General features: G+C 67.3%; 25 protein-coding genes. 15 read left to right on the top strand and 10 right to left on the bottom strand.

Annotated features, from left to right (window positions below; genetic code table 11):
* Window positions 1–303: 303 nt before the first annotated feature.
* Window positions 304–1,227, top strand: coding sequence for a UDP-3-O-acyl-N-acetylglucosamine deacetylase (lpxC, locus tag VLK31_RS04890; protein ID WP_409167233.1), 924 nt, complete (start codon window positions 304–306; stop codon window positions 1,225–1,227).
* A 15-nt stretch (window positions 1,228–1,242) separates the two neighbouring features.
* Window positions 1,243–1,419 carry a hypothetical protein gene (locus VLK31_RS04885; RefSeq protein WP_172839926.1) on the top strand — a complete coding sequence of 59 codons (177 nt, stop codon included), beginning with the start codon at window positions 1,243–1,245 and terminating at the stop codon, window positions 1,417–1,419.
* 37 nt (window positions 1,420–1,456) lie between these two features.
* On the opposite strand, the gene ruvC is transcribed toward VLK31_RS04885, so the two are convergent.
* On the bottom strand, window positions 1,457–2,005 hold the full coding sequence (gene ruvC / locus VLK31_RS04880; RefSeq protein WP_409167232.1) for a crossover junction endodeoxyribonuclease RuvC: 549 nt from the start codon (window positions 2,003–2,005) through the stop codon (window positions 1,457–1,459).
* 150 nt (window positions 2,006–2,155) lie between these two features.
* On the opposite strand from ruvC, the gene VLK31_RS04875 reads away from it, so the two are divergent.
* Window positions 2,156–4,228 carry a hypothetical protein gene (locus VLK31_RS04875; protein WP_409167231.1) on the top strand — a complete coding sequence of 691 codons (2,073 nt, stop codon included), beginning with the start codon at window positions 2,156–2,158 and terminating at the stop codon, window positions 4,226–4,228.
* Window positions 4,229–4,270: 42 nt separating this feature from the next.
* Here VLK31_RS04875 and VLK31_RS04870 read toward each other — a convergent pair whose 3' ends face one another.
* Both VLK31_RS04870 and VLK31_RS04865 read right to left on the bottom strand, forming a co-directional pair.
* A complete protein-coding gene (locus VLK31_RS04870; RefSeq protein WP_409167230.1) occupies window positions 4,271–5,260 on the bottom strand; it encodes a phosphatidate cytidylyltransferase in 990 nt (329 codons plus the stop codon).
* A 350-nt stretch (window positions 5,261–5,610) separates the two neighbouring features.
* Window positions 5,611–6,498, bottom strand: a complete 888-nt coding sequence (locus VLK31_RS04865) for a lysophospholipid acyltransferase family protein (protein WP_409167229.1) — start codon at window positions 6,496–6,498, stop codon at window positions 5,611–5,613.
* Window positions 6,499–6,507: 9 nt separating this feature from the next.
* Here VLK31_RS04865 and VLK31_RS04860 point away from each other — a divergent pair, with 9 nt between their 5' ends.
* Entirely contained in the window at window positions 6,508–6,924 is a 417-nt protein-coding gene (locus VLK31_RS04860; protein ID WP_409167228.1) for a DUF2809 domain-containing protein, read from the top strand.
* Here the strand turns inward: VLK31_RS04860 and VLK31_RS04855 are convergent.
* From VLK31_RS04855 to VLK31_RS04835, 5 genes are read right to left on the bottom strand one after another with little or no spacing between them, the layout of a single operon-like run.
* Window positions 6,890–7,633, bottom strand: coding sequence for a transglycosylase domain-containing protein (locus VLK31_RS04855; protein WP_409167227.1), 744 nt, complete (start codon window positions 7,631–7,633; stop codon window positions 6,890–6,892). The genes VLK31_RS04860 and VLK31_RS04855 overlap by 35 nt on opposite strands.
* Window positions 7,630–8,502, bottom strand: coding sequence for a shikimate dehydrogenase (aroE, locus tag VLK31_RS04850; protein WP_409167226.1), 873 nt, complete (start codon window positions 8,500–8,502; stop codon window positions 7,630–7,632). Before aroE ends, VLK31_RS04855 begins: the two co-directional genes overlap by 4 nt.
* Window positions 8,503–8,548: 46 nt before the next feature.
* A complete protein-coding gene (locus tag VLK31_RS04845; protein ID WP_409167225.1) occupies window positions 8,549–9,400 on the bottom strand; it encodes an energy transducer TonB in 852 nt (283 codons plus the stop codon).
* 49 nt (window positions 9,401–9,449) lie between these two features.
* Window positions 9,450–11,519, bottom strand: a complete 2,070-nt coding sequence (locus VLK31_RS04840; RefSeq protein WP_409167224.1) for a ribonuclease catalytic domain-containing protein — start codon at window positions 11,517–11,519, stop codon at window positions 9,450–9,452.
* 47 nt (window positions 11,520–11,566) lie between these two features.
* Complete coding sequence (locus VLK31_RS04835; protein ID WP_409167223.1) at window positions 11,567–12,160, bottom strand: YqiA/YcfP family alpha/beta fold hydrolase; 594 nt, start codon at window positions 12,158–12,160, stop codon at window positions 11,567–11,569.
* A 404-nt stretch (window positions 12,161–12,564) separates the two neighbouring features.
* On the opposite strand from VLK31_RS04835, the gene VLK31_RS04830 reads away from it, so the two are divergent.
* The 6 genes from VLK31_RS04830 (at window position 12,565) to VLK31_RS04805 (ending at window position 19,906) form a co-directional block, all read left to right on the top strand.
* Entirely contained in the window at window positions 12,565–13,347 is a 783-nt protein-coding gene (locus VLK31_RS04830; protein WP_409167222.1) for a response regulator, read from the top strand.
* A gap of 6 nt (window positions 13,348–13,353) precedes the next feature.
* On the top strand, window positions 13,354–15,204 hold the full coding sequence (locus VLK31_RS04825) for a histidine kinase (protein ID WP_409167221.1): 1,851 nt from the start codon (window positions 13,354–13,356) through the stop codon (window positions 15,202–15,204).
* Window positions 15,205–15,236: 32 nt separating this feature from the next.
* Window positions 15,237–16,391: a rod shape-determining protein RodA gene (rodA, locus tag VLK31_RS04820; RefSeq protein WP_409167220.1), complete on the top strand. Its 1,155-nt coding sequence runs from the start codon at window positions 15,237–15,239 to the stop codon at window positions 16,389–16,391.
* Window positions 16,392–16,505: 114 nt separating this feature from the next.
* Entirely contained in the window at window positions 16,506–17,966 is a 1,461-nt protein-coding gene (gene tldD / locus VLK31_RS04815; RefSeq protein WP_409167219.1) for a metalloprotease TldD, read from the top strand.
* Window positions 17,967–18,023: 57 nt separating this feature from the next.
* Window positions 18,024–18,557, top strand: coding sequence for a hypothetical protein (locus VLK31_RS04810; protein WP_409167218.1), 534 nt, complete (start codon window positions 18,024–18,026; stop codon window positions 18,555–18,557).
* Window positions 18,558–18,787: 230 nt separating this feature from the next.
* The gene (locus tag VLK31_RS04805; RefSeq protein ID WP_409167217.1) at window positions 18,788–19,906 is read left to right on the top strand and encodes a 3-deoxy-7-phosphoheptulonate synthase; all 1,119 of its coding nucleotides are present in this window, start codon (window positions 18,788–18,790) and stop codon (window positions 19,904–19,906) included.
* Window positions 19,907–19,929: 23 nt separating this feature from the next.
* Here the strand turns inward: VLK31_RS04805 and VLK31_RS04800 are convergent, their stop codons facing one another.
* Window positions 19,930–20,451: a cupin domain-containing protein gene (locus VLK31_RS04800; RefSeq protein WP_409167367.1), complete on the bottom strand. Its 522-nt coding sequence runs from the start codon at window positions 20,449–20,451 to the stop codon at window positions 19,930–19,932.
* 5 nt (window positions 20,452–20,456) lie between these two features.
* On the bottom strand, window positions 20,457–21,869 hold the full coding sequence (gene mpl, locus VLK31_RS04795; protein ID WP_409167216.1) for a UDP-N-acetylmuramate:L-alanyl-gamma-D-glutamyl-meso-diaminopimelate ligase: 1,413 nt from the start codon (window positions 21,867–21,869) through the stop codon (window positions 20,457–20,459).
* A 111-nt stretch (window positions 21,870–21,980) separates the two neighbouring features.
* Here mpl and VLK31_RS04790 point away from each other — a divergent pair, with 111 nt between their 5' ends.
* The 5 genes from VLK31_RS04790 (at window position 21,981) to prmA (ending at window position 26,042) form a co-directional block, all read left to right on the top strand.
* The gene (locus VLK31_RS04790) at window positions 21,981–22,577 is read left to right on the top strand and encodes a hypothetical protein (RefSeq protein ID WP_409167215.1); all 597 of its coding nucleotides are present in this window, start codon (window positions 21,981–21,983) and stop codon (window positions 22,575–22,577) included.
* Window positions 22,578–23,123, top strand: a complete 546-nt coding sequence (locus tag VLK31_RS04785) for a TlpA family protein disulfide reductase (protein WP_409167214.1) — start codon at window positions 22,578–22,580, stop codon at window positions 23,121–23,123.
* A gap of 101 nt (window positions 23,124–23,224) precedes the next feature.
* Window positions 23,225–23,671: an acetyl-CoA carboxylase biotin carboxyl carrier protein gene (accB, locus tag VLK31_RS04780; RefSeq protein WP_409167213.1), complete on the top strand. Its 447-nt coding sequence runs from the start codon at window positions 23,225–23,227 to the stop codon at window positions 23,669–23,671.
* A 120-nt stretch (window positions 23,672–23,791) separates the two neighbouring features.
* Window positions 23,792–25,141 (top strand): acetyl-CoA carboxylase biotin carboxylase subunit, encoded by a 1,350-nt coding sequence (accC, locus tag VLK31_RS04775; RefSeq protein ID WP_409167212.1) that lies wholly within the window; start codon window positions 23,792–23,794, stop codon window positions 25,139–25,141.
* A gap of 16 nt (window positions 25,142–25,157) precedes the next feature.
* Window positions 25,158–26,042, top strand: a complete 885-nt coding sequence (prmA, locus tag VLK31_RS04770) for a 50S ribosomal protein L11 methyltransferase (RefSeq protein WP_409167211.1) — start codon at window positions 25,158–25,160, stop codon at window positions 26,040–26,042.
* The last annotated feature ends 28 nt before the right edge of the window (window positions 26,043–26,070 follow it).

The raw sequence follows: 26,070 nt of genomic DNA, 5'->3' as shown, positions 1-26,070 counted from the left end.
GGCTCACCCCCAGGCTTCGCGCACTTCGTGTCGCTTCGCCAACCCCCTACCGGGGGCAACACCAGAGGCCCGGCAAAGCCGGTTCCTCGGTGTTCCGCGAATCGACTGACCAAACGCAGAGGGCACGAAGGTTCGCAAGGGGCACAGGGAAGACCTGAAAGGGACTTCTGCTGGGCTCTGAGCACTGCGTTCGCTTCGTGCCCCTTGCGTCCACCGCCGGAGCTTTTCAGAAAACCCATGTCTATCGGTGACATAGCCAAGGGCATAGGGCGTCATGGGCATCGGGCGCCTAAAATCGCCGCCGTGCTGCAACAACGAACCCTCAAGTCGATCAGCCGCGCCGTGGGCGTGGGGCTGCACAGCGGTCAACGCGTGGAGCTGACGCTGCGACCGGCACCGGCCGACACGGGCATCGTGTTTCGCCGTGTCGACCTGCCCGAGCCGGTCGAGATCCGCATGACCGCCGAGTCGGTCACCGACACGCGCCTGGCGTCCACGGTGTCCACAGGTGGCGCAAAGGTGCAGACGGTCGAGCACATCATGTCCGCCTGCGCTGGCCTGGGCATCGACAACCTCTACATCGACATCACGGCGGACGAAGTGCCGATCCTCGACGGGTCGGCTTCGTCCTTCGTGTTCCTGCTGCAAAGCGCGGGCATCGCGCTGCAGAAGGCGCCGCGCCGCTTCATTCGCGTGACCCGCAAGGTCGAGGTGCGCGAAGGCGAGGGCGCCAACGAGAAGTGGGCGAGCCTGGAGCCGTACCACGGCTTCAAGCTGAGCTTCGAGATCGACTTCGACCACCGCGTCGTCAACTCCACCGGCCAGCGCGTGGAGTTCAACCTGGGCACCGACTCGTACAGCCGCGACATCGCACGCGCACGCACCTTCGGCTTCACCAAGGAGGTCGAGTACATGCGCAGCAAGGGCCTTGCGCTTGGCGGCGGGCTGGACAACGCCATCGTGATGGACGACACCAAGGTGCTCAATGCCGGCGGCCTGCGCTACGACGACGAGTTCGTGAAGCACAAGATCCTCGACGCCATGGGCGATCTGTACATCATCGGCAAGCCGCTGCTGGCCGCGTACACGGCGTTCCGCTCGGGCCATGCGCTTAACAACAAGCTGCTGCGCGAGCTGCTCTCGCACAGCGACGCCTACGAAGTCGTGACCTTCGACGACGAGAAGCGCGCACCGCGCGGTTTCGGCGAAGTTGCGCGCGCCTGGTAAGGCCGCGCTTCTCTCATGCTTCTGTTCCGCTGGGCCATCCTGCTGCTGTTGCTGGTGGCGGGCGTGTCTTTCGCGTTCTATGCGGGCACCGGGCAGGTCAAGTACCGGCGCTTCGGCTGGATCGTGCTGAAGTGGACGCTGCTTGCGGCGTTCGGCTTCTTCGCGGTGCTGATCGCCGAGCGCGTCGCCTGAGTTTTACGAGGCGCGCTGGCGCTTCAACGCGCGCCCCTCAGCGCGATCGTCCCTGCCGGTACGTGCCGGCATGCGTCTTCGACAACTCCGCCGCTTGCGCCAGCCGCGCCATCGAACGCCCCACCTGCGCGTGCGTGATGGCAATGCCCAGCGCGTCCGCCGCGTCGGCGCCCGGCAGGCCGGGCAGGTCGAGCAGCCGCTTCACCATCTCCTGCACCTGCGCCTTGGCGGCAGCGCCGTGGCCGGCCACGGCCTTCTTCATCTGCAGCGCGGTGTACTCCGCCACCGAGAGGTTCTGCGTGACCAGCGCCGTCACGCAGGCGCCGCGCGCTTGCCCGAGCAACAGCGTCGATTGCGGGTTGACGTTGACGAAGATGATTTCCACCGCCGACGCATCGGGCTGGTAGCGCGCGGTGATCTCCGCGATGCCGTCGAACAGCACCTTCAGACGCGCCGGCAGATTGCCTGTGCCCAGGTGCCGGGTGCTGATGGTGCCGCTGGCCACGTAGCGCAGCGCATGGCCGTCCGCATCGACCACGCCGAAGCCGGTGGTCTGCAAGCCGGGGTCGATGCCAAGAATGCGCATGAAAGGAAACGTAAAGGCCTAAGCCCGGGTAAAGAGGGTCGAAATGGGTGTGAAAGCCCGCGAAAAAGCCGTGCGATCGCGGGCAGAATCCGCCCCTTCGTACAGCCAGCCCCGCTCCGTGTGCGGGGCGCGCCACACAAGGAAGCGAATGTGAATGTAGTCGAGTCCTCCGCGCTGCAGCAACTGGATGACGCACAGGCCGACATGGTGCGCCTGCAGCATCCCGCCGAACGGGCCGCCGCGAGCTTTCGCCATGCGGAGTTGCTCAACGACCTGGGCCGCCACGGCGATGCGCTGGCCGCTTGCAGCCGGCTGCTCGAGGCGTTTGCGGACCGGCCCGAGGCCGGCGTGGTGGTGCCGTGCTGCCAGGCGCTGCAACTGATCGCGCACATGCTGCGCCAGCTGCACCGCTCCGGCGATGCATTGACCACGCTCGACCGCTTGGTGGCGGCGCATGGCCAGCGCGCCGAGCCAGAGATTCGCGCGCAGATGGCCCACGCGCTGTTGCAGCGCACCTGGCTCATCGACGAGCCCGAGGCCCGCTGCGCAGCCTGCGACCTCATGAGCACGCTGCTCGATGCGCAGGCCGATGCCGCGCTGGATGCATGGCGCATGGACGCCCGCTTGCTGAAGGCCGAGATCGAACACCATCGCGGCCTGCCGCAGAGCGCCCTGGCCACGCTCGACGCGGCCATCGAGCGCTTCGATGCCGACACCGATCCCGGCGTGGTGCTGCGCGTGGCGCGGGCACGGCTCGCCTCAGTGCTGAACCTGCGCGAACTGGCGCAGCACACCCAGGCCCAGGTGCTGTGCCTGCAGGTGGCCGACCAGATCGAGGCCGGCCTGGAAGATGCGGCGCCCGAGCTGCGCGTGGAGGGCGTGCGCGCGCTCACGCTGTTCTTCGACGGGCTGGGGCTCGACGAGCAGGCGCGCCGCGCCGAGTTGGTGGGCTGGCTGCTCGAGCGGTATGGGCGCGATGCCTCCTCGCAGGTGCGGCGCATGGCGGTCGTGCGCGCGTATGACTGGGCCGTGGGGCTGCGCGACCAGGGCGACGGCACGGCGGCGCTGGATGCCTGCGAGCGGCTGCTGGCCACCTTCGCCTATGACACCGATGCCGCCGTGCAGCGCACGGTGACGAGCACGCGGCTCAACCAGGGCTTTGTGCTGCTCGAGTTGCTGGGCCGAGCCGACGATGCACTCGCGGTGTACGAGCGGCTGACGGCCGCCTTGCACGATGCCACGGCACCCGAGCTGCAGGCGACCCTGGCCAAGGCGACGTCGGGGCGCCTGGCCTGCCTGAAGCGGCTGCGCAGGGCAGGGCCGTCCGATGCGGGCGAACTCTCCGTCGCCACGCGCGACGCGGTGCGCGACAAGCTCAGGGACGGCCGCAAGCACGGCGATGCGGGCGAGCCGCTGCAGGCCATCGCGCTGTTCGACGAGGTGCTCGCCGCGCATGCCGCGTCGACGCACCCCGAGCTGCGCCGCCAATGCGCGCGAGCGCTGGTGCACAAGGCCTTCTGCCTGATCGCGCTGGCGCGCTTCGCCGAAGTTGCCGAGGCGGCCGACGCGATGGACGCGAGCTACGGCGCCGACGCATCGACGGCCATGCAGGAGCAGGTGGCGCTGTGCCTGCAGTACAAGAGCACCGCGCTCGACCGCCTGGGCCAGCCCGAGGAAGAGATGCGGGTGCACGACCAGATCGTCGCGCGCTGGGGCAACTCCGATCTGCCCGAGCTGCGTGCGCGCGTGGCCGGCGCGTTGTTCCGCAAGGGCGCCACGCTGCGCCAGGCCGGGCGGCTGGCCGAGGCCATCGCCTGCTACGACGAGGTGGTTGCGCGCACCGCCGCCGCCCGAGCAAGCGCGCTTCAGCTCTGGGCCGCCAAGTCGCTGGTGAACAAGGCCAAGGTGCTCGAAAAGCTCGGCGACACGGCCGGGCAGGCCGAGGCGTATCGCGTGCTCATTGCGCGCTTCGGCGAGTCGGGCGACGCGGCCTTGCGCGAGCGTGTGGCCAATGCCTGCGAATGGCTGGCCGAGGCCGAAGGCCGGCAGGGCAATGTGGCGTCGCAGCGTGCGGCGCTGGAGCAGGCGCTGGGCCGGTTCGGCACCGCGCTGACAGCGCCGCAGCGCACGCGCATGGCGCGCGAGCTGCAGGCCGTGAAGGCCAAGGCGCTGGGGCGCATGGCCAAGCAGGTGTTCGACCGCGTGGTGCGCCGCAAGGCCTGAAGGCCTGGCGGTGCTTCAGGCGCCTGAGGCGCCTGAGGCGCTTCAGGCGTTGAAGTACCAGCGGATGGAGTGAAAGAAGATGGGGGCGGCGAAGCACAGGGCATCGACGCGGTCGAGCAGGCCGTTGGCACCGGTCACGCCCACGCCCTTCTTGCCCCAGTTGGGAATGCCCCGGTCGCGCTTGAGCGCCTTCATCACCAGGTGCCCCATCGACCCCGCGATACAGGCGATGACGGACACCGCGAGCGCCTGGCCAAATTTGAACGGCGTGATGAACGAGAACAGCGCGCCCACCAGGCTGGCCACCCCGATGCCGATGCCCCAGCTGGTCCAGTTGAAGCTGCGGCTCACGTTGGGCGCAAAGGGTGTGCGTTGCATGCGGCGCGAGATGAGGTGTTGCACCAGCACCGAGGTCTGCACGACGAACACCAGGAAGAACACGAGGAAGGCGCTCTTGCCTTCGTAGCCGGGGAAGGTCAGCAGCAGCAGCGCGGGCACGTGGCTCATGCCGTACACGCAGACCATGATGCCCCACTGGAGTTTGGCGTTGCGTTCCAGAAAGTGGCTGGCGTCGTTCGACAGCGCGCTGACCACCGGAATGGCGAGGAACACGTAGACCGGAATGAACACGGTGAACAGGTCGAAGCGCGCGGTGGCCACGAGCCAGAACTGAATGGGCAGCACCACGAAGAAGGCAAGGATCAGGCTGCGGTGGTCGCCGCGACGTGTGGGCGAGAGGGTGATGAACTCGCGCAACGCAAAGAAGGAGATCAACGCGAACAACACGATGGCGACTGTTTCGCCCAGCGCCCAGCCGACCCAGAAGATCACGACCATGGCCCAGGTGGTGCCGAGCAGGCCGCGGAAGTGCGCCAGTTCGGCCTGCCATGTGGCGTCGTGCACGGGGTTGCGGCGTTCCCTGAAGCTCAGGAAGAAGGCTGTGGTGCTCACGATGACCAGCACGCCGAACACGATGAGGAACAGGGCCGCGACCTGTTGGGTCGGGGTGAGGTTGCGCAGGAACTGGTTCATTTCAGGTTTTCACTGCGCTTTTGCGAGTGCTGTTGTTCTGGGCGCTTGTTCGGGGCTCTTGTTCAGGGCGCGTGCACAGGCCGCCGGGTACTCCCCTCCGCGAATGTCCCCCGCTTCGCTCCTCCTTTATTTCGCTGCGGGGAGTACCCGACGCCCTGTGCACCGGGCACGCTCTGTGTGCTCGCCGATCAACTCCGGCTCTGAACACGCACACGCCGATGGGGTGCCTTGCGCAGCGAAATAAAGGAGGAGGGGCGAAGCCCCGGGGGACATTCGCGGAGCAAGGTACCTCGTCGGCGTGTGCGCGCCCTGAATGACGAGCGCATCGAACAAAGAACGCAGGTGTCATCTCAGACATCGCGCAAAGTGACAACCGCAGCACGCGCGCGATCAAGAAACGTGCGCCGTTCCTCGCCTTCTTCGACACGTATGGGCGCACCGAAAGTCACCGAGCAAAGAATAGGCACCGGCACGATTTCGCCCTTGGGCATCACGCGCTGCACGTTGTCGATCCAGGCCGGCACCAGCACCACGTCGGGGAACATCGTGGCCAGCGCATAGAGGCCCGACTTGAACTTCTGCGGCTCGCCGGTGTGACCCCGCGTGCCTTCGGGAAAGATGATGATCGAGTCGCCGCTGCGCAGGGCCTCGATGAGTGGGGCGAGCGGGTCGGAGAGCGGAGCCTCCGCGACGGCCGGTGCTTCGGGCTGCGCAGGTTCTGGCTCGGGCTCAGGCAGCGGCGGCGGTGCGGGCGGCTCTGGAAGATCGAGCCGGCCTTGCGCCTCGGGTGTCGACTCGACAGGCGTCAACTGCATCAACTGCATCAACGGCGGCACCGGCGTTCGCGGCAGCAAGGGTTCCATCGAGGGCTCGATGCGCTCGGTCGGTGGTGTCGACACCACCACGTTGGGTACGGCCGGCGCGGGAGCAACTGGGGACGGCGCTGCCGCAGGCGCCGCGGCTGCACGCTCCACGTACACAGCGTTGAACACCTCTGTGGTGATCCAGCGCTTGAACGGTGTGTTGGCCCAGTAATCGCGCGCCGCAATCGGCCGCGTGATGCTGCGCAACTCCTCGGGCAAGGCCGCCCAGATCATCACCAGGTCGGCATGGCTCTGGTGGTTGGCGAAATAGATGCGCTGCTCGGCTTTCGGCGGACAGCCATACCAACGCGCTTGCGCGCCCGTGAGCAACCGTACGATTCCCAACAACAACCAACCCGTGAGCTTTGCCAGCATATGGGCGCGATGATACGGGCCATGCGATGGCGTTTCGATCCTCTTTCTCTGGCATGGGCGGTGGCCCTTTTCATCTTGCTCGTGCTGCTGGCCACCGTCGGCGCGCGATGGGGCTGGGTGCGCAGTTTCTTCGGCGATGTGCTGGCCGTGGTGTGGGTGTACTTCGTGTTCAAGACGGCGATCGGCACGCGCGTGTGGCCGCTGGCGCTGGCCGCGCTGGGCGTGGGGTGCGCGGTGGAACTGGGCCAGTACCTGGCGTCGGTGTGGCAACTGCGCATTTCGAACCGCGCGCTGCGCATCGTGCTCGGCAGCACCGCCGACTGGTGGGACGTGCTGGCCTACGTGATCGGCTTCGCGGCCGTGCTGACCCTGGAAAACCTGCGCGATGCGCTCAGGGCAGTTCGGCCGAGGACATCCGCGCCATGACCGTCGAGGCCCTGCCGCTCAGGTAGGGTGAGCCGGGCCGGCGCTCGAAGAACTTGGGGCTGGGCAGCATCACCGCCAGGCGCGCGGCCTCGTTGGCGCTCAGGCGCGCCGCGGGCTTCTTGAAGTAGTACTGCGATGCGGCCTCCGCGCCGAACACGCCTTCGCCCCACTCCACGTTGTTGAGGTACAGCTCCAGGATGCGCCGCTTGTCGAGGAACACTTCCAGCAAGGTGGCGAGCACCAGCTCCTGGCCCTTGCGCAGCATGGTGCGCTCGCCGGAGAGCAGCAGGTTCTTGGCCAGCTGCTGCGTGATGGTCGAGCCGCCGCGCAGGCGCACCGGCTGCACCGGCTTGCCGCGCGCCACGGCCCGCGCGGCGCGTTTGGTGGCGAGCTCCTCGGCCTTGGCGTTGCGCTGGCGCGCGCGCTCGATGGCTTCCCACTCCACGCCGTTGTGGTCGACGAAGCCCGCGTCCTCGCTCGCGATGACGGCGCGCTTGAGCGTGTCGTTGATCTGTCCGTAAGGCACCCATTGCTGCCGCCAGCCGCCTTCGCTGCCCTGGTGGATGGCGATCTGCCAGGCCTCTGAGCGCTGGAACGCGGTGCTCTGCGGATCGACCACGGCCATGGCCGCGATGCGCGCCACGAAGAACAGCTCCAGGGCCACGCCCGCCACCAAGAGGCAGGCGATCAGGCGCAGCACGGCTTTCATTTCAGTTCGGCGCGAAGCTGGTCGCGCAACTCGTCACGCAGTTCGGCCAGCACCTGCGCCGACGGCGGGCGCACGCCGCGCCAGACCTCGAACGCCTCGGCCGCCTGCTCCACCAGCATGCCGAGCCCGTCGCGCGCCACCGCGCCATGCGCGCGCGCCCAGCCCATGAAGCCCGCGGCCGCGGGGCCGTACATCATGTCGACCGCAAGCCCGCCTTCGCGCAGCACGGCGGCATGCACCGGCACCGCGTCGCCCGCCAGGCTGGAGGCCGTGGCGTTGACCACCACGTCGAAGCTGCCCGGCACTTCGTCGAGCGCCCAGGCCTCCAGCGCGGCGCCGTGGCGCAGCGCAATGGCCGCATGGCGGCGCACCAGTTCGACGGCCTTGCCGACGGTGCGGTTGGCCACCACCACGCGCGCGGCGCCCGCGTCGAGCAGCGGGCCGAGCACGCCGGCCGCCGCGCCACCCGCGCCGATCAGCAGCAGCGCCTTGCCCTGGAGCGGCACCGCGGCGTTGCGCACGATGTCGTTCACCAGGCCGATGCCGTCGGTGTTGTCCGCATGAAGGCTGCCGTCGTCGGCAAAGCGCAGCGTGTTCACCGCCTGCGCGAGCGTGGCGCGTTCAGTGGTGTGCTGCGCGAGCGCGGCCGCGTCGAACTTGAAGGGCACGGTGATGTTGCAGCCGCGTGCCGTGTCGCCGCGCTCGGCGGCTTCCCGGCGAAAGGCCGCAATGCCTTCGGCGAAGGCGCCCAGCGGCACCAGCCGGCGGCTGTAGTCCATCTGCTGGCCGCAGAGTTCGGCAAAGCGCGCATGGATGCGCGGCGAGCGGCTGTGCTCGACGGGGTTGCCCATTACACAGTACAGGTCCATGGCCTTGTCTCCGCTGCCGCCGGTGGCGTGGTCTTGGTGGTCGGTGTTACTGGGACGAGAGCTCGATGGTCTCGTCGCGCGTGAACTTGAAGCGCGACTGCAGCACGATCTGGTCGGTCTGCTTTCGCATGGCGTCGGTGAACTTGCCGAAGTTGCCCACGCTGCGCACGATGGCCTGCGCGCGCCGGTCGAGCGTGACGTCGCCGGAGCTTTCGTCCACCGACGTGTCGAGCACCCGGCCGTCGAAGTTGACGGTGATGGTCATCTTCAGTTCGCCGTACAGCTTCTTGCCGGCGGCCGTGGGAAAGTTTTCGGTGCCCTTCAGCTCGATGCGCCGGCGCAGCGTGTCCACGTAGATGGCATACGCGGCCTCGCGCGTGGCGGGGCTCAGATAGCGCTTCTTGGGGCGCGCGTTTTCTTCGTTCACGCGGCGTTCTATTTCGGCGAGCAGCTCGACCATCTGGCGCCGCTTTTCCTCGCGCGCGACCACCTCGGTCGGCTCGCCGGCGGCGCGCGGGTCGGGCACCGGCATGGCGGCGAGTTCGCGCTTGAGCTGCGCGAGCATCTGCATCTGCTGGGCCTGCATGGCCTCCAGCTGGCGGCGCGAGTCCTCGAAAGAGTCGCCCATGGTGGTAAAGCTCGACGGCGGCAGCGGGCTGGTGGCGCGGCCCTTGTCGAGGTCGCCGCCGCCGGCCAGCGAGGTCTGCGCCATCACGCGCGCGCTGGCATCGGGCTTGTCGTTGGTCTTGCTGTTGACCAGGATCACTTCGAGCGGCGTTTCGCTGAAGACCTTGTTGAACGACTCGGGGTCGACAAAGCGCACCGCAAGCAGCGCGACATGCGCGATGACCGACACGCCCAGGGCAATCTGCAGCGTGCTGAGGTCCTTGAAGTTCATGCTCGAAATTCCTCCAGGGGGCGCACTTCGCCGGACGACCTGCCGGTGTTCATGCAGGCGTGTTTTCGGGCGCGGCCTCGGTGTCTGTCAGGTCGACGGCAATGGCGATCGGGCCGGCCACCACGTCGTCTTCGTCGCTCTCTTCTTCCGCACCGGCGGCATCGGCCGCATCGGTCTTGGGCGTGTCGAGGCGTTCGAGCACCGTGCCGGTCACGTCGAGCGCAATCTCGTCGACCTCGCCGAGCTTCACGCGCAGCCGTGCGCCGCGTTCCTGCTGGCCCGCCACCGGGAACACCAGCGGCAGCGTCTCGGCACGCACCAGCGCGCCGTTGGGCAGGTCCTTGATGACGGTGGCTTCCAGCTCGGTGATGCCCTGCTGCTGCAGGTACTTCAGCGTCCAGAAGCGCTCCATGCCGCCCTGGTAGGCGTTGTACGTGGCATAGGCCGCGTCGAAGCCCGACAGAATGGAGAACAGGTCGGCGTCCTTGGGCTTGAACGGCGCGGCCAGCGCGGCGGTCTTGCCGTGGCGCGCGGCGGCAATGATTTGCCACTGGTTCACCAGGTCGGTGTAGCGGCGCAGGGGCGACGTGCTCCAAGCGTAGCTTTTCACGCCCAGGCCCGCGTGCGGCAGCGCGCGCGTGCCCATGCGCACCTTGATGCCGGGCGCCAGGCTCGCCTGGCTGCGGTACAGGCCGGGCACGCCCAGCTCGCCGAGCCAACTGCCCCAGGTGCTGTTGGCCAGGATCATGGCCTCGGACACGATCAGGTCGAGCGGCGCGCCGCGTTGGCGCGTGCTGATCTGCACCTGCTCGTTGCCTACGGGCTCGTTGCCGTCGTTGCCGACGAGGCGAAAGTTGTAGTCGGGCCGGTTGAAGTTTTCGGGCTTGCCGCGCACCACCTCGCGCTGCGCCTTCAGCTGCTTGGCCAGGCGGAACAGGAAGGAGAGCGGGGCGCGCAGTTGCGCCGCGGCGTCGGGCGTGTTGTCGCTCTGGAACGCGGCGTCTTCCAGCCAGGGCTGCGTGACGACGGCGTCGAGCTGGTCGTGGCGCAGGTTGGCCACGATGGGCACGCGCTCCAGTTTGGTTTCGGTGCCTTGCGGCTCCAGCGTGGCTTCGTCGAAGCGCGCATAGAGCGACACGGCCGGGCGGTCGCCGCCTTCGAGCAGCGTGTAGGTGTTGACCACCTCGTCGGGCAGCATCGTGATCTTGTAGCCGGGCATGTAGACGGTGGACATCCGCGCGCGCGCCACGGTGTCGATGGCGCCGCCGGGCGTGAGCGCCAGGGCCGGCGCCGCAATGTGGATGCCGACCGTGACGGTGCCCGTGCCCAGGCCCTGCACCGACAGCGCATCGTCGATTTCGGTCGTTTGCGAATCGTCGATCGAGAAGGCCTGCACGTCGGACGCCACCGGCAGGTCGTCCACGATGGCGGGTGCCGCGAGCGCCGGGAAGCCGGTGCCCTTGGGGAAGTTCTCGAACAGAAAGCGCCGCCAGTGGAACTGGTAGGGCGAATCGATGGCGCCGGCGCGTTCCAGCAGGTCGAGCGGCGCGCGCTGCGTGGCGCGCGATGCGTCGACCACGGCCTTGTATTCGGGCGCGTTCTTGTCGGGGCGGAACAGTATCTTGTAGAGCTGCTCGCGCACGGGCGCGGGGCACACGCCCTCTGCCAATTGGCTGGCCCACTCGGTGATCTGCGCCTGCACGGCTTTCTTCTTCTCGATGGCGGCCAGCGCCTGCTGCACGATCTCGGCCGGCGCTTTCTTGAAGCGCCCCTTGCCCGCGCGGCGGAAGTAGTGCGGTGCCTCGAACAGCGCAAACAAGGCCGCGGCCTGCTGCGCCAGCGAGGGCTTGTCGCTGAAATAGTCGGCGGCCAGTTCGGCAAAGCCGAATTCACCGTCGGTTGCGAATTCCCAGGCCAGGTCGAGGTCGAGGGTGGCGGCCAGCGTGCGCGCCTCGGCGATCAGGTCGGCGGGGGAGGGCTTTTCGAAACGCAACACGATGTTAGCGCTCTTCACCTTGACGCGCTTGCCCGTGTCGAGCTCGACTTGCGCCGACGATTCGGCCTCCGACAGCACGCGGCCGCCGAGGTACTTGCCGGCTTCTTCAAACAATACAAACATGGGCCGGATTCTCCCATGCAGCAGGGGCCCGTCCGGCCCGGGCGTGTTCAGACCGGGTTGATGAACGACATGACGTCGTCCAGGTGCGCTGTCTCGAAATCCGACAGGGCGTGGTCGCTGCCCTCCAGCAGCTTGATGTTGCTGTCGGGGTAGCGCGCGGACATTTCGTGCCAGTCGAGCGCCTCGTCGCCCTTGGCGATGATGGCGAAGACGCGCTCCGGCCGCGTGAGCTGGCCCACTTCCATGGCGCGCAGCTCGTGGATGTATTCGGGGCGAAAGTAGAAATGCTCGGACGGGTCGTGCCACACGGTCTGGTCGCCGATGTAGCGCGTGAGGTCGCGCGCCGGATGCACCGCCGGGTTGAGCAGCACCGCGCGGCAGCGCGTCATGCCGGCCACGTAGGTGGCGTAGAAGCCGCCGAGCGAAGAGCCGACCACCGCCATCGACTTGCGCGGCCAGTGCGCAATGCCCTTCATCACCATGTCGATGGCGTCGTGCGGCGACGGCGGCAGCTGGGGGCACCACCAGTGCAGGTCCGGATGGTGTTGCGCCACGCGCTGCGCCATGAACCGCGCCTTGGTCGACCGAGGCGAGGAGCGAAAGCCATGCAGGTACAGCAGGTGAGTGGTTTGCGGATCCATGCGAGGAAGAGACGGCGGGTACTGACGTTGCACCCCAGGTGTCGGGGCGAGGTAATTTTGCATGAGGTCTGTTCTCGCGAGGCCGCTTCCAACGTACAAAAACCCCTCTGGGCGGGGTTCTTCGGTAAAGACGGAAGTTACCGATGACAGGGTGCTGAGGCTTCCCGCATGCACCCTTGTCGGGTGTTGTCGCATGCGAGGAATTCAAAAGTATTCAGAGCGTGGCCATGGAAGCTTGAATGGCCTACGTTCGGGCTACTTCATCCGCGTGAAGGCAGTCATGAACCGTAGGCCATGGCGCTGTTCATGCCGCTGAAAGCGGCGCAAGTGTCGGGCCCGGTTCTGTTGCGTGCATCCCATGAACGAGGGAGGCATGCCCGGATTTCCGGCACACCGCGCGGCTTATGCTTCCGTCCATGAACACTGAGGCTCAGCACGATGCGACGCCACGCCGCTGGGGCGTGCTGGTGGTAGAGGACGACAGCCGCGCGCGCGCCTTCTTCGAGGCCAGCGTGCAGCGCAGCCCGCGCCTCTACTGGCTCGGCAGCGCGGGCACGGTGCAGGAAGCACTGGCCTGGCTGGCCCGCACCACCACCATTCCCGACGTGCTGCTGGTCGACCTGGGCATGCCCGACGGCACCGGGCTTGACGTGATTCGCGACGCGGTGGCGCGTTTTCCCGGTTGCGAGCCGCTGGTGGTGTCGGTGTTCGGCGACGAGGAGAACGTGCTCGCCAGCATCGAGGCCGGCGCCGTCGGCTACATCCACAAGGACGCCGCACCCGAAGACATTGCGCAGACCATCGTGGAGATGAAGGCCGGCGCCTCGCCGATCTCGCCCATGATCGCGCGGCGTGTGCTGGCCAAGTACCGCAGCCTGCAATCGGCGGCACTCCCGGGCATTGCGGCGGGCATGGGTGCCGGCATTTCTGCGGGCCTCGCGCCGGGCGCCATGCCCGAAGCGGCCACCGAGGAGTCCGACCGCGGGCTGCTGTCGGCACGCGAGCACGAGGTGCTCACGCTCATTGCGCGAGGCTTTTCCTATGCGGAGATTGCCCGGCTCAAGGGACTGAGCGTGCACACGGTGCAGACCCACATCAAGAACCTCTACGGAAAGCTCGCGGTGCATTCCAAGAGCGAAGCGGTTTTTGAAGCGACGCGGCTCGGCCTGCTGTCCCACCCGGGCTGACGCCAGATGCGGCCGAGGCGGGTGTCGCTGCTGTTGCTGTGGCTGGTGATGCTGCTGGCCAGTCTGGTCGGCCTGCCGGCGATGTCGGTGGCGCATGCGTCGGAGGCGCCGATCGAGTTGCGCCACGGCACCGTGACGACCACTGTCGACGGCGTCGCGCGCACGGCGCCGGTCGATCTCTCTTATCACTGGGACCGCGAGCAGCACGGGCGCTCCGGGTTCGCGAGCTTCGACCTGCCGTTCCACCTCGATGCGGCGCCCGAGACCCCGTGGGGCATCTTCATTCCGCGCGTGGGCAATGTCTTCGAGGTGCAGCTCAACGACGCGTTGCTGCAGGTCTACGGCGACCTTGGCCGCGGCAACGACGCCGACTATGCCAAGGCACCCATCTATGTGGCGGTGCCTGGGCGGCTGCTGAAGCAGGGCGACAACCGCCTGCAGATACGCCTGCGGGCCGACACCGCACGGCGCGCGGGCCTGTCGCGCGTGGTGATCGGGCCGGCGGCGCCGGTGCGCACCGAACTGTTCGAGAGCGCTTACACGTGGCGCTTCACCGGCTCGGTGCTGCTGACGGCCTTCAGCCTGGTGGTGGGCGGCGTCGCGCTGGGGCTGTGGCTGACGCAGGTCGGCGTGCAAGGCGCGGGCGGGCCGCAGCGCGACGGCATCTACCTGTGGGTGGCGCTGGCCGAGTTCTGCTGGGCCGTGCGCGTGGGCGACGGGGTGCTCGCGGAGCCGCCGCTGCCGTGGGGCGCCTGGGGCGTGCTCATGGCCACCTGTTACGCGGGCTGGACGGCCTCGGCCATGATGTTCTGCTTTCATCTGTCCGGCTGGGCGCGCAACCCGCGCCTGCAGTGGCTGCGCTGGCCGCTGGCCGCCGTGGTCGTCGGTACCGCGGCCGCGAGCACGCTGGCCCTGCAGCGCGAACAGCCCCTGTGGCTGACTGGCTGGCTGGCCGTGGAGATCGTGTTCGTTGCTGGCTTCGTGGGTGCTTTCTTCGTGGCCACGGTGCGCCGCCCGAGCACCGAGCAGTGGCTGGTCGCCGGCGCGGCGCTGGTGTCGCTGGCATTCGGCGTGCGCGACTGGCTGGTGATCCGCCTGAGCGACGCTTATGGAGAAACCACCTGGGTGCGCTATTCGTCGGTGTTCTTCGGCGTGGCGCTGCTGCTGATCGTGCTGCGGCGCTTTCGTGCCGCCACCGTGCAGTCGCGTGGATGGGTCACGGCGCTGGCCGACCGCGTGGCCCAGCGCGAGCGCGAACTCGCGGCCACCTACGCCGAGCTTGAGGCGGCGGCGCGCGACCAGGCGCGCACTCACGAGCGCGAGCGCATCCTGCGCGACATGCACGACGGCGTGGGCTCGCACATCAGCTCGGCGATTCGGCAACTGCAGTCGGGCCAGACCAGCTCGGGCGACCTGCTGCGCACGCTGCGCGACTCGCTGGACCAGCTCAAGCTGTCGATCGATTCCATCCACCTGCCGCCAGGCGACGTGGGCGCCTTGCTGGCGGCGGCGCGCTACCGGCTGGAACCCCGGCTGGCGGCGGCAGGCATTGCGCTCGAATGGGCGGTGGAAGAAGTGACGCCGGTGGCGCGGCTCGACGCGCAGGCCATGCGGCAACTTCAGTTCCTGTTGTTCGAGGCGATATCCAACGTGCTGCAGCACGCCCAGGCCAGCGTGCTGCGCATGGAGGCCGACATGCGGGGCGGCACATTGCTGTTGCGCGTGATCGACAACGGCAAGGGCTTCGACGCCACGCGCGCGCCGCGGGCGCTGGCGGAGCGCGCGGGGGCCATCGGCGCGGGCCTGGTGGTGGAAAGCCGACCTGGGCGCACGGTCGTTCAGCTTTCTTTCGACTGAGGCGGACGCCAGGGCGGGGATAATCCGCCCCCATGTCTGCCGTGTTCAATCAGCCCTCCCTGGCGCGTCGCATCGCGCCCATCTTCCAGGGCTTCGACGGCTTTCTGGCCTTCGCCGTGCTGCTGCTCGCCTTTGCCGGGTTGCTGACCATGTATTCGTCGGGGTACGACCACGGCTCGCGCTTCATCGACCACGGCCGCAACATGCTGCTGGCGGGCTTCATCATGTTCGTGGTGGCGCAGGTGCCGCCCCAGCGGCTGATGGTGGCCGCCGTGCCGCTCTACACGATGGGCGTGGCGCTGCTGGTGGCGGTGGCGCTGTTCGGCATCACCAAGAAGGGCGCCCAGCGCTGGATCAACGTGGGCCTGGTGATACAGCCCAGCGAAATCCTGAAGATCGCCATGCCGCTGATGCTGGCGTGGTGGTTCCAGCGGCGTGAAGGCCAGTTGCGCCCGCTCGATTTCGTGGTGGCGACGGTGCTGCTGGCGGTGCCGGTCGGCCTCATCATGAAACAGCCCGACCTGGGCACTTCGCTGCTGGTGCTGGCGGCCGGGCTGGCGGTGATCTTCTTTGCCGGGCTGCCGTGGAAGCTGATCGTGCCGCCGGTGCTGCTTGGCGCGGTGGCCGTCACGCTGATCGTGGGGTTCGAGTCGCAGCTGTGCGCCGACGGCGTCGACTGGCGCGTGCTGCACGACTACCAGAAGCAGCGCGTGTGCACGCTGCTCGATCCCACCAAGGACCCGCTGGGCAAGGGCTTCCACATCATCCAGGGGATGATCGCCATCGGTTCGGGCGGCGTGGGCGGCAAGGGCTTCATGCAGGGCACGCAGACGCACCTTGAATTCATTCCCGAGCGCACCACCGACTTCATCTTTGCCGCCTATTCCGAAGAATTCGGCCTGGTGGGCAATCTGGCGCTGATTGCCTCGTTCATCCTGCTGATCTTTCGCGGTCTGACCATCGCGGCCAACGCCACGACGCTGTTCTCCCGCCTGTTGGCGGGGGCGGTCACCATGATCTTCTTCACCTACGCCTTCGTGAACATGGGCATGGTCAGCGGCATCCTGCCGGTGGTGGGGGTGCCGCTGCCGTTCATCAGCTATGGCGGCACGGCCATGGTGACGCTGGGGCTGGGGCTGGGCATTCTGATGTCGATCGCCCGGGCGAGGAAGCTGGCGCAGAACTGACGATGCCGGAAACACCCAGGAACCGGCGTTGCCGGGCCTAGGGTGTTGCCCCCGGCAGAGGGGGGGAGAAGCGCCACGCGGTGCGCCGAGACTGGGGGCGAGCAATAATCCGTCATGATCTCTCGCGAACCCACCATCGAGCGCCTTGCCACGGCGCAACAGCTTCTTCTCACGCCCTTCGGCCTCGACGAATCGCACCTGAGCAAGGCCCTGGCCGAGATCACCGCATACCGGGTGGACGACGCCGACCTGTACTTCCAGTACACGCGCAGCGAAGGCTGGAGCCTGGAAGAAGGCATCGTCAAGACCGGCAGTTTCAGCATCGACCAGGGTGTGGGAGTGCGTGCCGTCAGCGGCGAGAAAACCGCTTTCGCCTATTCGGACGACATTTCGGAGGCCTCGCTGCTCGACGCGGCGCGCACCGTGCGCTCGATTTCCTCCGCCGGGCGCACCGCCCGCGTGAAGACGGCCACCCGCAAGATTGCGTCGAGCCGCTCGCTCTATGACGGTATCGACCCCATTGCCACGCTGGACAGCACCGCCAAGGTGAAGCTGCTCGAAAAGGTCGAGAAGCTGGCCCGCTCGCGTGATCCGCGCGTGGCGCAGGTCATGGCCGGTCTGGCCAGTGAGTACGACGTGGTGCTGGTCGCGCGTGCCGACGGCACGCTGGCCGCCGACGTGCGCCCGCTGGTGCGCCTGTCGGTCACCGTCATTGCCGAGCAGAACGGTCGTCGCGAAGTCGGCTCGGGCGGCGGCGGCGGGCGCTTCGGCCTGGCCTATTTCGACGACGAGCAGATCGCCGAGTACGTCGACCATGCCGTGCAGGCCGCCCTGACCAACCTCGACGCCCGCCCGGCCCCGGCCGGCGAGATGACCGTGGTGCTCGGCTCCGGCTGGCCCGGCATCCTGCTGCACGAAGCCATCGGCCACGGCTTGGAGGGCGACTTCAATCGCAAAGGCTCGAGCGCTTTCGCCGGCCGCATCGGCGAGCGCGTGGCCGCCAAGGGCGTCACCGTGCTCGACGACGGCACCATCGCCGACCGCCGCGGCTCGCTCAACGTCGACGACGAAGGCAACGCCAGCCAGCGCAACGTGCTGATCGAGGACGGCATCCTGAAGGGCTACATCCAGGACTCGATGAACGCGCGCCTCATGAAGGTCAAGCCCACTGGCAATGGCCGCCGCGAGAGCTACGCGCATGTGCCGATGCCGCGCATGACCAACACCTACATGCTTGGCGGCGACAAGGACCCCAAGGAAATCGTCGCCAGCATCAAGAAGGGCCTGTACGCCACCAACTTCGGCGGCGGCCAGGTGGATATCACGAGCGGCAAGTTCGTGTTTTCGGCCAGCGAGGCCTACTGGGTGGAGAACGGCAAGATCCAGTACCCCGTGAAGGGCGCCACCATCGTGGGCAACGGCCCCGACGCGCTCACCCGCGTGACCATGATCGGCAACGACATGGCGCTCGACTCGGGCGTGGGCACCTGCGGCAAGGAAGGCCAGAGCGTGCCCGTGGGCGTGGGCCAGCCGACGTTGCGCATCGACGGCCTGACCGTAGGCGGCACGGCCTGAGGCCTGTAAGAGCTTGTTAAGCTGCGCTCCTTCGCTATTTACGATTAGGAGCGTTTGATGAGGATCAGGATCAATTCGTCCGCCGCTTTGCTGGCTGTGACTGCTGTCGTGGCACTGGCGAGCGTGGGTTGCGCGTCGCGTGGCGCATCCAATGGCGGTCAGCCTGCGGCAGTGCCCGCCGGCGCTCCGGCGGCGCCCGCCCGTGGCGGCGCCAAGGCCGGCATGGACGCCCAGGGCAACGTGGTCGACTCGTCGAAGATCGAGGCCGGCAGCGGACGTACCGTCAAGGGCCTGAATGGCTACGAAGGCGAGATCACCGGCAACCCCGGGCGCAACAGCAAGTTCGCGCGGCTGCAGATCGGCATGAGCACCCGCCAGGTCACCGACCTCGCCGGCCAGCCGACCGACCAGGGCGCCTACATGACGGGCAAGGCCTTCATTCCCTTCTACTTCGGCAGCGACCGCCATCGGTTCGAGATGACCTACAAGGGCCAGGGCCGCCTGATCTTCGCGGGTGGCGGCATGGGCGATTTCTCCAGCGGCAACCTGATCTGGATCATTCACAACCCGAACGAATCGGGTTACCGCTGAACACAACGAACGCCCGGCCCCTGTGCCGGGTTTTCTTTTTCCGTGCTACATTCCGCCCACATGTCCGCCCTCCGCGCTTATTTCTTTGCCTACTTTTGGTTCCCGGTTTCCGGCGGACGAGAGGCGAGCGCGTAAAACGCACACGAACACCCTCCCAGAACCGCCGACGGCCTCAAGCCCCGGCGGTTTTTTCATGCCCTGACGATATTCACTCCAACAAGGAAGCACCCATGAGCACGAACACTGCCCCCGCCAGCGACAGCTGGTATGCGAGCGTCGAAAAAACCAGCAAGACCGACGACGAACGCATCAAGGACATCAACGTGCTTCCCCCTCCCGAACATCTGATCCGCTTCTTCCCGATTCGCGGAACGCCCGTGGAAACGCTGATCGAAGGCACGCGCCGCAGCATCCACAACATCATGGCGGGCAAGGATGATCGGCTGCTGGTGATCATGGGACCGTGCTCCATTCACGACCCGGCCGCGGCGCTCGACTACGCCCGCCGCCTGAAGGTGGAGCGCGAAAAGTACGCGGGCACGCTGGAGATCGTGATGCGCGTGTACTTCGAGAAGCCGCGCACCACGGTCGGCTGGAAGGGCCTCATCAACGACCCGTACCTGGACGAGAGCTTTCGCATCGACGAAGGCCTGCGCATTGCGCGGCAGCTGCTGATCGACATCAACCGCCTGGGCCTGCCCGCGGGCAGCGAGTTCCTGGACGTGATCTCGCCCCAATACATCGGCGACCTGATTTCCTGGGGCGCCATCGGTGCGCGCACCACCGAAAGCCAGGTGCACCGCGAGCTGGCCTCGGGCCTGTCGGCGCCGATCGGCTTCAAGAACGGCACCGACGGCAACATCCGCATCGCCACCGACGCCATCCAGGCGGCGGCGCGCGGCCACCACTTTCTGTCGGTGCACAAGAACGGCCAGGTTGCGATCGTGCAGACCAACGGCAACCCCGACTGCCACGTGATCCTGCGCGGTGGCAAGGCCCCGAACTACGACGCCGCAAGTGTCGAGTCGGCCTGCAATGACCTGCTGGCCGCCAAGCTGCCGCCCACGCTGATGGTCGACTGCAGCCATGCCAACAGCTCAAAGCAGCACCAGAAGCAGATCGACGTGGCCAAGGACATCGCCACGCAGATTGCCGGCGGCTCCAACCGTGTGTTCGGCGTGATGGTCGAGAGCCACCTGCAGCCGGGCGCGCAGAAGTTCACGCCGGGCAAGGACCAGCTCGCGGACCTCGAGTACGGCAAGAGCATCACCGATGCATGCATCGGCTGGGACGATTCGGTGCAGGTGCTGGACACGCTATCGCAGGCAGTCAAGCAGCGCCGGGGCTGAAAAAAGGGCCTCGAGACAGGGGCCTAGAGCATGCTGGCCAGGTCGGGCCAGTGGTGCCGCATCGACGCCGCCTCGTCGCTGTCGGGCGGCACCAGTGAGAAGTCGGCAAAAACAAAGCCCGGCCCGACCATGCAGGCGACCAGCGTGAATTCGCCCGAGGTGTCGCCCGAGATGTCGCCGTGAACCGGGCGGGCCGCCTGCCAATGGCCGGCGGGCACCACATGCTGGGGCCGGGTGCCGTGGGCGTCGACCGGGCCCAGGCGGGCGTGGGCCGGCGCGGTGCGCATCGCGGCGTCGCAGGTCCACAGCGCCAGCGGCACGCCTTCCAGGTAAACCCAGACTTCGTCCGACAGCACCCGGTGCCAGCGCGAGCACTGGCCGGCTTCCAGCAGGAAGTAGATGCTGGTCAGTGCGTTGCGTGGCGCGCGGCCGTCGTCCGGCGTGACGCTCGCGGACGAGCGAAACACCTCGCTGTACCAACCACCCTCAGGGTGGGGCTGCAGCTTCAGTGTGTCGATCAGTTCGCGTGCGCGCGGGACGGCCATGGGGGTCATGATGCGGGCGTCTCGCGCAGCGCGGCAAGCAGTTTGTCGTGCACGCCGCCAAAACCGCCGTTGCTCATGCAGACGATGTGATCGCCCGGCCGGGCCGCGGCCACCAGTTGCTGCAACAGCGGTTCGATGGCGCCAGCCACCTGCGCCCGATCGCCCATCGGCGCGAGCGCCGCGGCGGCGTCCCAGTCGAGGCCCGCCGTGTGGCAGAACGCGAGGTCGGCGGACGCCAGGCTCCATGGCAACTGGGCCGCCATCACGCCGAGCTTCATGGTGTTGCTGCGCGGCTCGAAGGCTGCGAGGATGCGCTCACTTTTCTTGCCTGCGGCGTCCAGCTTGAGGCGCAGCCCGTCGAGCGTGGTGCGGATGGCCGTGGGATGGTGGGCGAAATCGTCATAGACAGTGATGGCGCCGCCCGTGCGCTCGACCGCGCCGCGCAGTTCCATGCGTCGGCGCACGTTGCGAAAGCTGCCCAGCGCCCGGGCTGCCTTGGCCGGCGGCACACCGACGTGCTCGGCCGCGGCGATGGCGGCCAGGGCGTTCATCTGGTTGTGCAGGCCCGACAGCTCCCATTCGACCCGGCCAACCACCTCGCCGCGCTGGAGCACGTCGAAGGCGTCGTGCGAGCCGCGCGCCTGCCATTCGATGGTCGGGCCGCCGGCGCCGAAGCGGGCCAGCTCGCTCCAGCAGCCTTGCGCCAGCACGCGCTGCAGGCTGTCTTCGGTCGCGTTGACCACAATCCGTCCGCTGCTGGGCACGGTGCGCACCAAGTGATGGAATTGCCGCTCGATGGCGGCAAGATCGTCGAAGATGTCGGCGTGATCGAACTCCAGGTTGTTCAGCACGGCGGTGCGAGGCCGGTAGTGCACGAACTTGCTGCGCTTGTCGAAGAAGGCCGTGTCGTACTCGTCGGCCTCGATGACGAATGCCGGGCCGTCGCCCAGTCGCGCCGACACACCGAAGTCGAGCGGCACGCCGCCCACCAGAAAGCCGGGCGCCTTGCCGCCTTTTTCCAGCGCCCAGGCCAGCATCGACGTGGTGGTGGTCTTGCCGTGCGTACCGGCCACCGCCAACACGTGGCGCCCGAACAGCACGTGCTCGGCCAGCCACTGCGGGCCGCTGGTGTAGGGCTTGCCCGCGTCGAGGATGGCCTCCATCAGCGGGAACTTGGGGCTGCCGTCGGGCAGGCGCCCGCGCGAGACCACGTTGCCGACCACGAACATGTCGGGGGACAGGGCGAGCTGGTCGGCGCCGAAGCCTTCGATCAGTTCGATGCCGAGGGCGCGCAACTGGTCGCTCATTGGCGGGTACACGCCGGCGTCGCAGCCCGTGACCCGGTGGCCTGCCTCGCGCGCCAGGGCGGCTACGCCACCCATGAACGTGCCGCAGATACCCAGAATATGAATGTGCATCGGTCGATTCTAGGGAAGCGCCCCACGCGTCCCGGGGCGCGGCCCCGCGTTTGTCCTGCGTGCCGTACTGATGTTGATGTGAGGGATGGCTTCCGCGGGCAAAATGCGCCGATGGACACGCCCAAGCGCGAAATTGCCGCCACTGCAGCCCGCCTCGTGGTCGAGGAGGGACTGGAATACGGCCCGGCCAAGCGCCGGGCATTGCGCGACCTGGGGTTGTCGGCGCGCACCGCGCTGCCGAACAACGACGACGTCGAGGCCGAGGTGCGCGAGTACATCGAGCTCTTCTGCGCCGACACCCAGCCCGTGGAGCTGCATGCCTTGCGCATGCTGGCGCTCGAATGGATGGAACGCATGGCGGTGTTCCGCCCCCATCTTGGCGGCGCCGTGTGGCATGGAACGGCCACCCGTTTGTCAGACATTTATATTCAATTGTTCTGCGATGATTCCAAGTCGGCCGAAATCGCCCTGATCGATCACCATGTGGACTACGAGCCGCGCATGGTGACCGGCTTCCATGGCGAGCACGTCGAGGCCTTGAGCGTGCATGCCCCGAGCCGAGCGCTTGGCGAAGAAATTGGCGTGCACCTGCTGGTGTACGACCTCGACGACCTGCGCGGTGCCCTGAGGCCCGACGCCCAGGGGCGCACACCGCGGGGCGACCTGCCAGCTTTGCGCCGCCTGATTGAACGAGAAAAGGACAAGTGAATGACTTCTTCGCCTACCCGTCGCGGCATGCTCTATGCCGGCGTGGCGGCAGCGGCTGCGGCCGCCGGGCTCGGTCGCGCCTGGTGGACGGAACGCAGCAATGCAGCAGGCGGCGAGGTGCTCGACGCGGCTTTCTGGGCCCAGAGCTTCGAGCGCCCTGAAGGCGGGGACCTCGCGCTGTCGAGTCTGCGCGGCAAGCCGCTGCTGCTGAACTTCTGGGCCACATGGTGCCCGCCCTGCGTCGAAGAAATGCCGATGATCGACGCTTTTTTCAAGCAACATGGTGCCAACGGCTGGCAAGTGGTTGGATTGGCTATCGATCAACCCAGTGCCGTGCGCAAGTTCCTGCAGCGCACCCCGGTGACATACCCGACCGGCCTGGCCGGTCTGCAGGGCACCGAACTGGTCAAGAATCTGGGCAACACCGGGGGCGGGTTGCCCTTCACGCTGGTGCTGAATGCGAGCGGTTCCGTGGCGGCTCGTAAAATGGGCAAGCTCGAACCCGCCGACCTGGACACATGGCGGCGTGAACTTGTTCACGGTTAGAATCGGCCCCCTTCCGCTGGCGTTAAACGCCAAACGCCGAAAATCAACGATTTTCGAACAAGTTATGTCCTGAAGACCGGCTAAGCCGGCACTGGAGTCCCATGGATCTGCGCAAACTCAAGACACTGATCGACTTGGTGTCCGAATCGAATATTTCCGAACTGGAAATCACTGAGACCGAAGGCAAGGTCCGCATCGTCAAGGGCGGCGGTGCCGCCCCCGTGCAGTATGTTCAAACGCTGGCCGCGCCTCAGGCCGCACCCGCCGGCGCTGCCGCAGCACCTGCTGCACCAGCGGTCGAAGCCGCACCCGCCGGCCATGCCGTGAAGTCGCCGATGGTCGGCACCTTCTACCGTTCGTCCAGCCCGGGCGCCGCCGCATTCGTCGAGATCGGCAGCAAAGTCAACGAGGGCGATACGGTCTGCATCATCGAAGCGATGAAGATCCTCAACGAGATCGAAGCCGACAAGTCCGGCACCATCACGCAGATCCTCGGCGAAAACGGCCAGGCGGTCGAATACGGACAGCCGCTGTTCATCATCGAGTGACCATGTTCAAGAAGATTCTGGTTGCGAACCGCGGGGCTCGCGCCTCGGCGCGGACGGGCGCAGACCGTCAAATTGCACTGGCACGGGCAGCGTGCGGGCGATGCAACCGCGAGGGCGCCTATGTTTAAGAAGATCCTGATCGCCAATCGCGGCGAAATCGCCCTGCGGATTCAGCGCGCCTGCAGCGAACTCGGCATCAAGGCCGTGATGGTGTATTCCGAGGCCGACCGCGACGCCAAGTACATCAAGCTTGCAGAAGAAGCCGTGTGCATCGGCCCGGCTCCGTCGGCGCTGAGCTATCTCAACATGCCGGCGATCATCTCGGCGGCCGAAGTGACGGACGCCGAGGCCATCCACCCCGGCTACGGCTTCCTGAGCGAGAACGCGAACTTTGCCGAACGCGTGGAGCAGAGCGGTTTTCAGTTCATCGGCCCGACGCCCGACAACATCCGCACGATGGGTGACAAGGTCGCGGCCAAGCAGGCCATGATCAAGGCCGGCGTGCCTTGCGTGCCTGGCTCCGAGGGCGAGCTGTCGGACGACGCCGCCACCAACAAGCGCATTGCGCGTGCCATCGGCTACCCGGTGATCATCAAGGCCGCTGGCGGCGGCGGTGGTCGCGGCATGCGCGTGGTGCACACCGAGGCAGCGCTGGTCAACGCGATCCAGATGACCAAGGCGGAGGCTGGCGCGGCCTTCAGCAATCCGGCCGTGTACATGGAGAAGTACCTCCAGAACCCGCGCCACATCGAGATCCAGATCCTCGCGGACAAGCACAAGAACGCCGTCTACCTGGGCGAGCGCGACTGCTCCATGCAGCGGCGCCACCAGAAGGTGATCGAGGAATCACCGGCCCCCGGCATTCCGCGCAAGCTGATCGAAAAGATCGGCGAGCGTTGCGCGGCCGCCTGCAAGAAGATCGGCTACCGCGGCGCCGGCACGTTCGAGTTTCTCTACGAGAACGGCGAGTTCTATTTCATCGAGATGAACACGCGCGTGCAGGTGGAGCACCCGGTGACGGAGTTCACCACGGGCATCGACATCGTCAAGACGCAGATCATGGTTGCGGCCGGCGAGAAGCTGCCGTTCACGCAGCGCCAGATCGAGATGCGCGGCCATGCCATCGAGGTGCGCATCAATGCCGAGGACGCGTGGAAGTTCACGCCATCGCCGGGCCGCATCACCATGTGGCACCCGCCGGGCGGCCCTGGTGTTCGTGTGGATTCGCATGCGTACACCAACTACTTCGTGCCACCGAACTACGACTCGATGATCGGCAAGATCATTGTGTACGGCGACACCCGCGAGCAGGCCATGGCCCGCATGCGCACGGCGCTGAACGAGACGGTGATCGAAGGCATCTCGACCAATATTCCGCTTCACCGCGAGCTGATGGTCGACTCCAAGTTCATGACCGGCGGCACCAACATCCACTACCTCGAAGAGTGGCTGGCGGCGCACAAGCGCTGACCGGACGCGCAAAGCCATGTTTGAACTTCGCCTGATGGCGCCGGAAGACCGGGTCGAAACGCTCAGCGATGCGCTCGACGCCCTCGATGCGCTGAGCGTGTCGGTGGAAGACGCCGACGCGCAGACCGACGCCGAGCAGGCGCTGTTCGGCGAGCCCGGCATGCCGCCGCCCAAGGAGGGCTGGCAGCGCTCGCGCGTGATCGCGCTGTTCCCCGACGAGGCGCTTGCGAAAGAGGCCGCGTCGGTGCTCGCGCTGCAGGACTTCTTCGAAGGCTGTGAGGTGCTGGGCATTGCGTCGGTGCCCGAGCAGGACTGGGTGCGCCTTACGCAGTCGCAGTTCGCGCCGGTCGAAATCACGCCCGAGTTCTGGATCGTGCCCACCTGGCACGAGCCGCCCGCGCAGGCCCGGCAGGTGATTCGGCTCGACCCCGGCCTGGCTTTCGGCACCGGCACGCATCCCACCACGCGCATGTGCCTGCGCTGGATTGCGACGCAGGGCGTGCTGGGCAACCAGCGCGTGCTCGACTACGGCTGCGGCTCCGGCATTCTCGCGATTGGCGCGGCCAAGTTTGGCGCCACCGACATCGACGCGGTCGACATCGACGAAGCCGCGGTCTCCTCGACCGTGCTCAACGCCGAGGCCAATGCGGTGCAACTGAAGGCCGGTCTGCCCGAGGCGGCCAAGGGCGAGTACGACACCGTGCTGGCCAATATCCTTGCCACGCCGCTCAAGGTGCTTGCACCGCTGCTGCGCAGCCATGTGAAGGCCGGCGGCTCGCTGGTGCTGGCCGGCATCCTCGCGCGCCAGGCCGACGAGCTGAAGGAAGCCTACGCGCCGTATGCCAAGCTCGAAGTCAGCGACACCGAGGACGGCTGGATCCTCATGACCGCGCGCTGCTGAGCCTGCTGCACGCAAGGGCTGAGGAGGG

The sequence above is a fragment of the Variovorax sp. H27-G14 genome, assembly GCF_046156345.1.
GTDB lineage: Bacteria > Pseudomonadota > Gammaproteobacteria > Burkholderiales > Burkholderiaceae_C > Variovorax.
The sequence above is the reverse complement of the archived record's forward strand: the minus strand, read 5'-3'. Positions and strand labels throughout refer to the sequence as shown.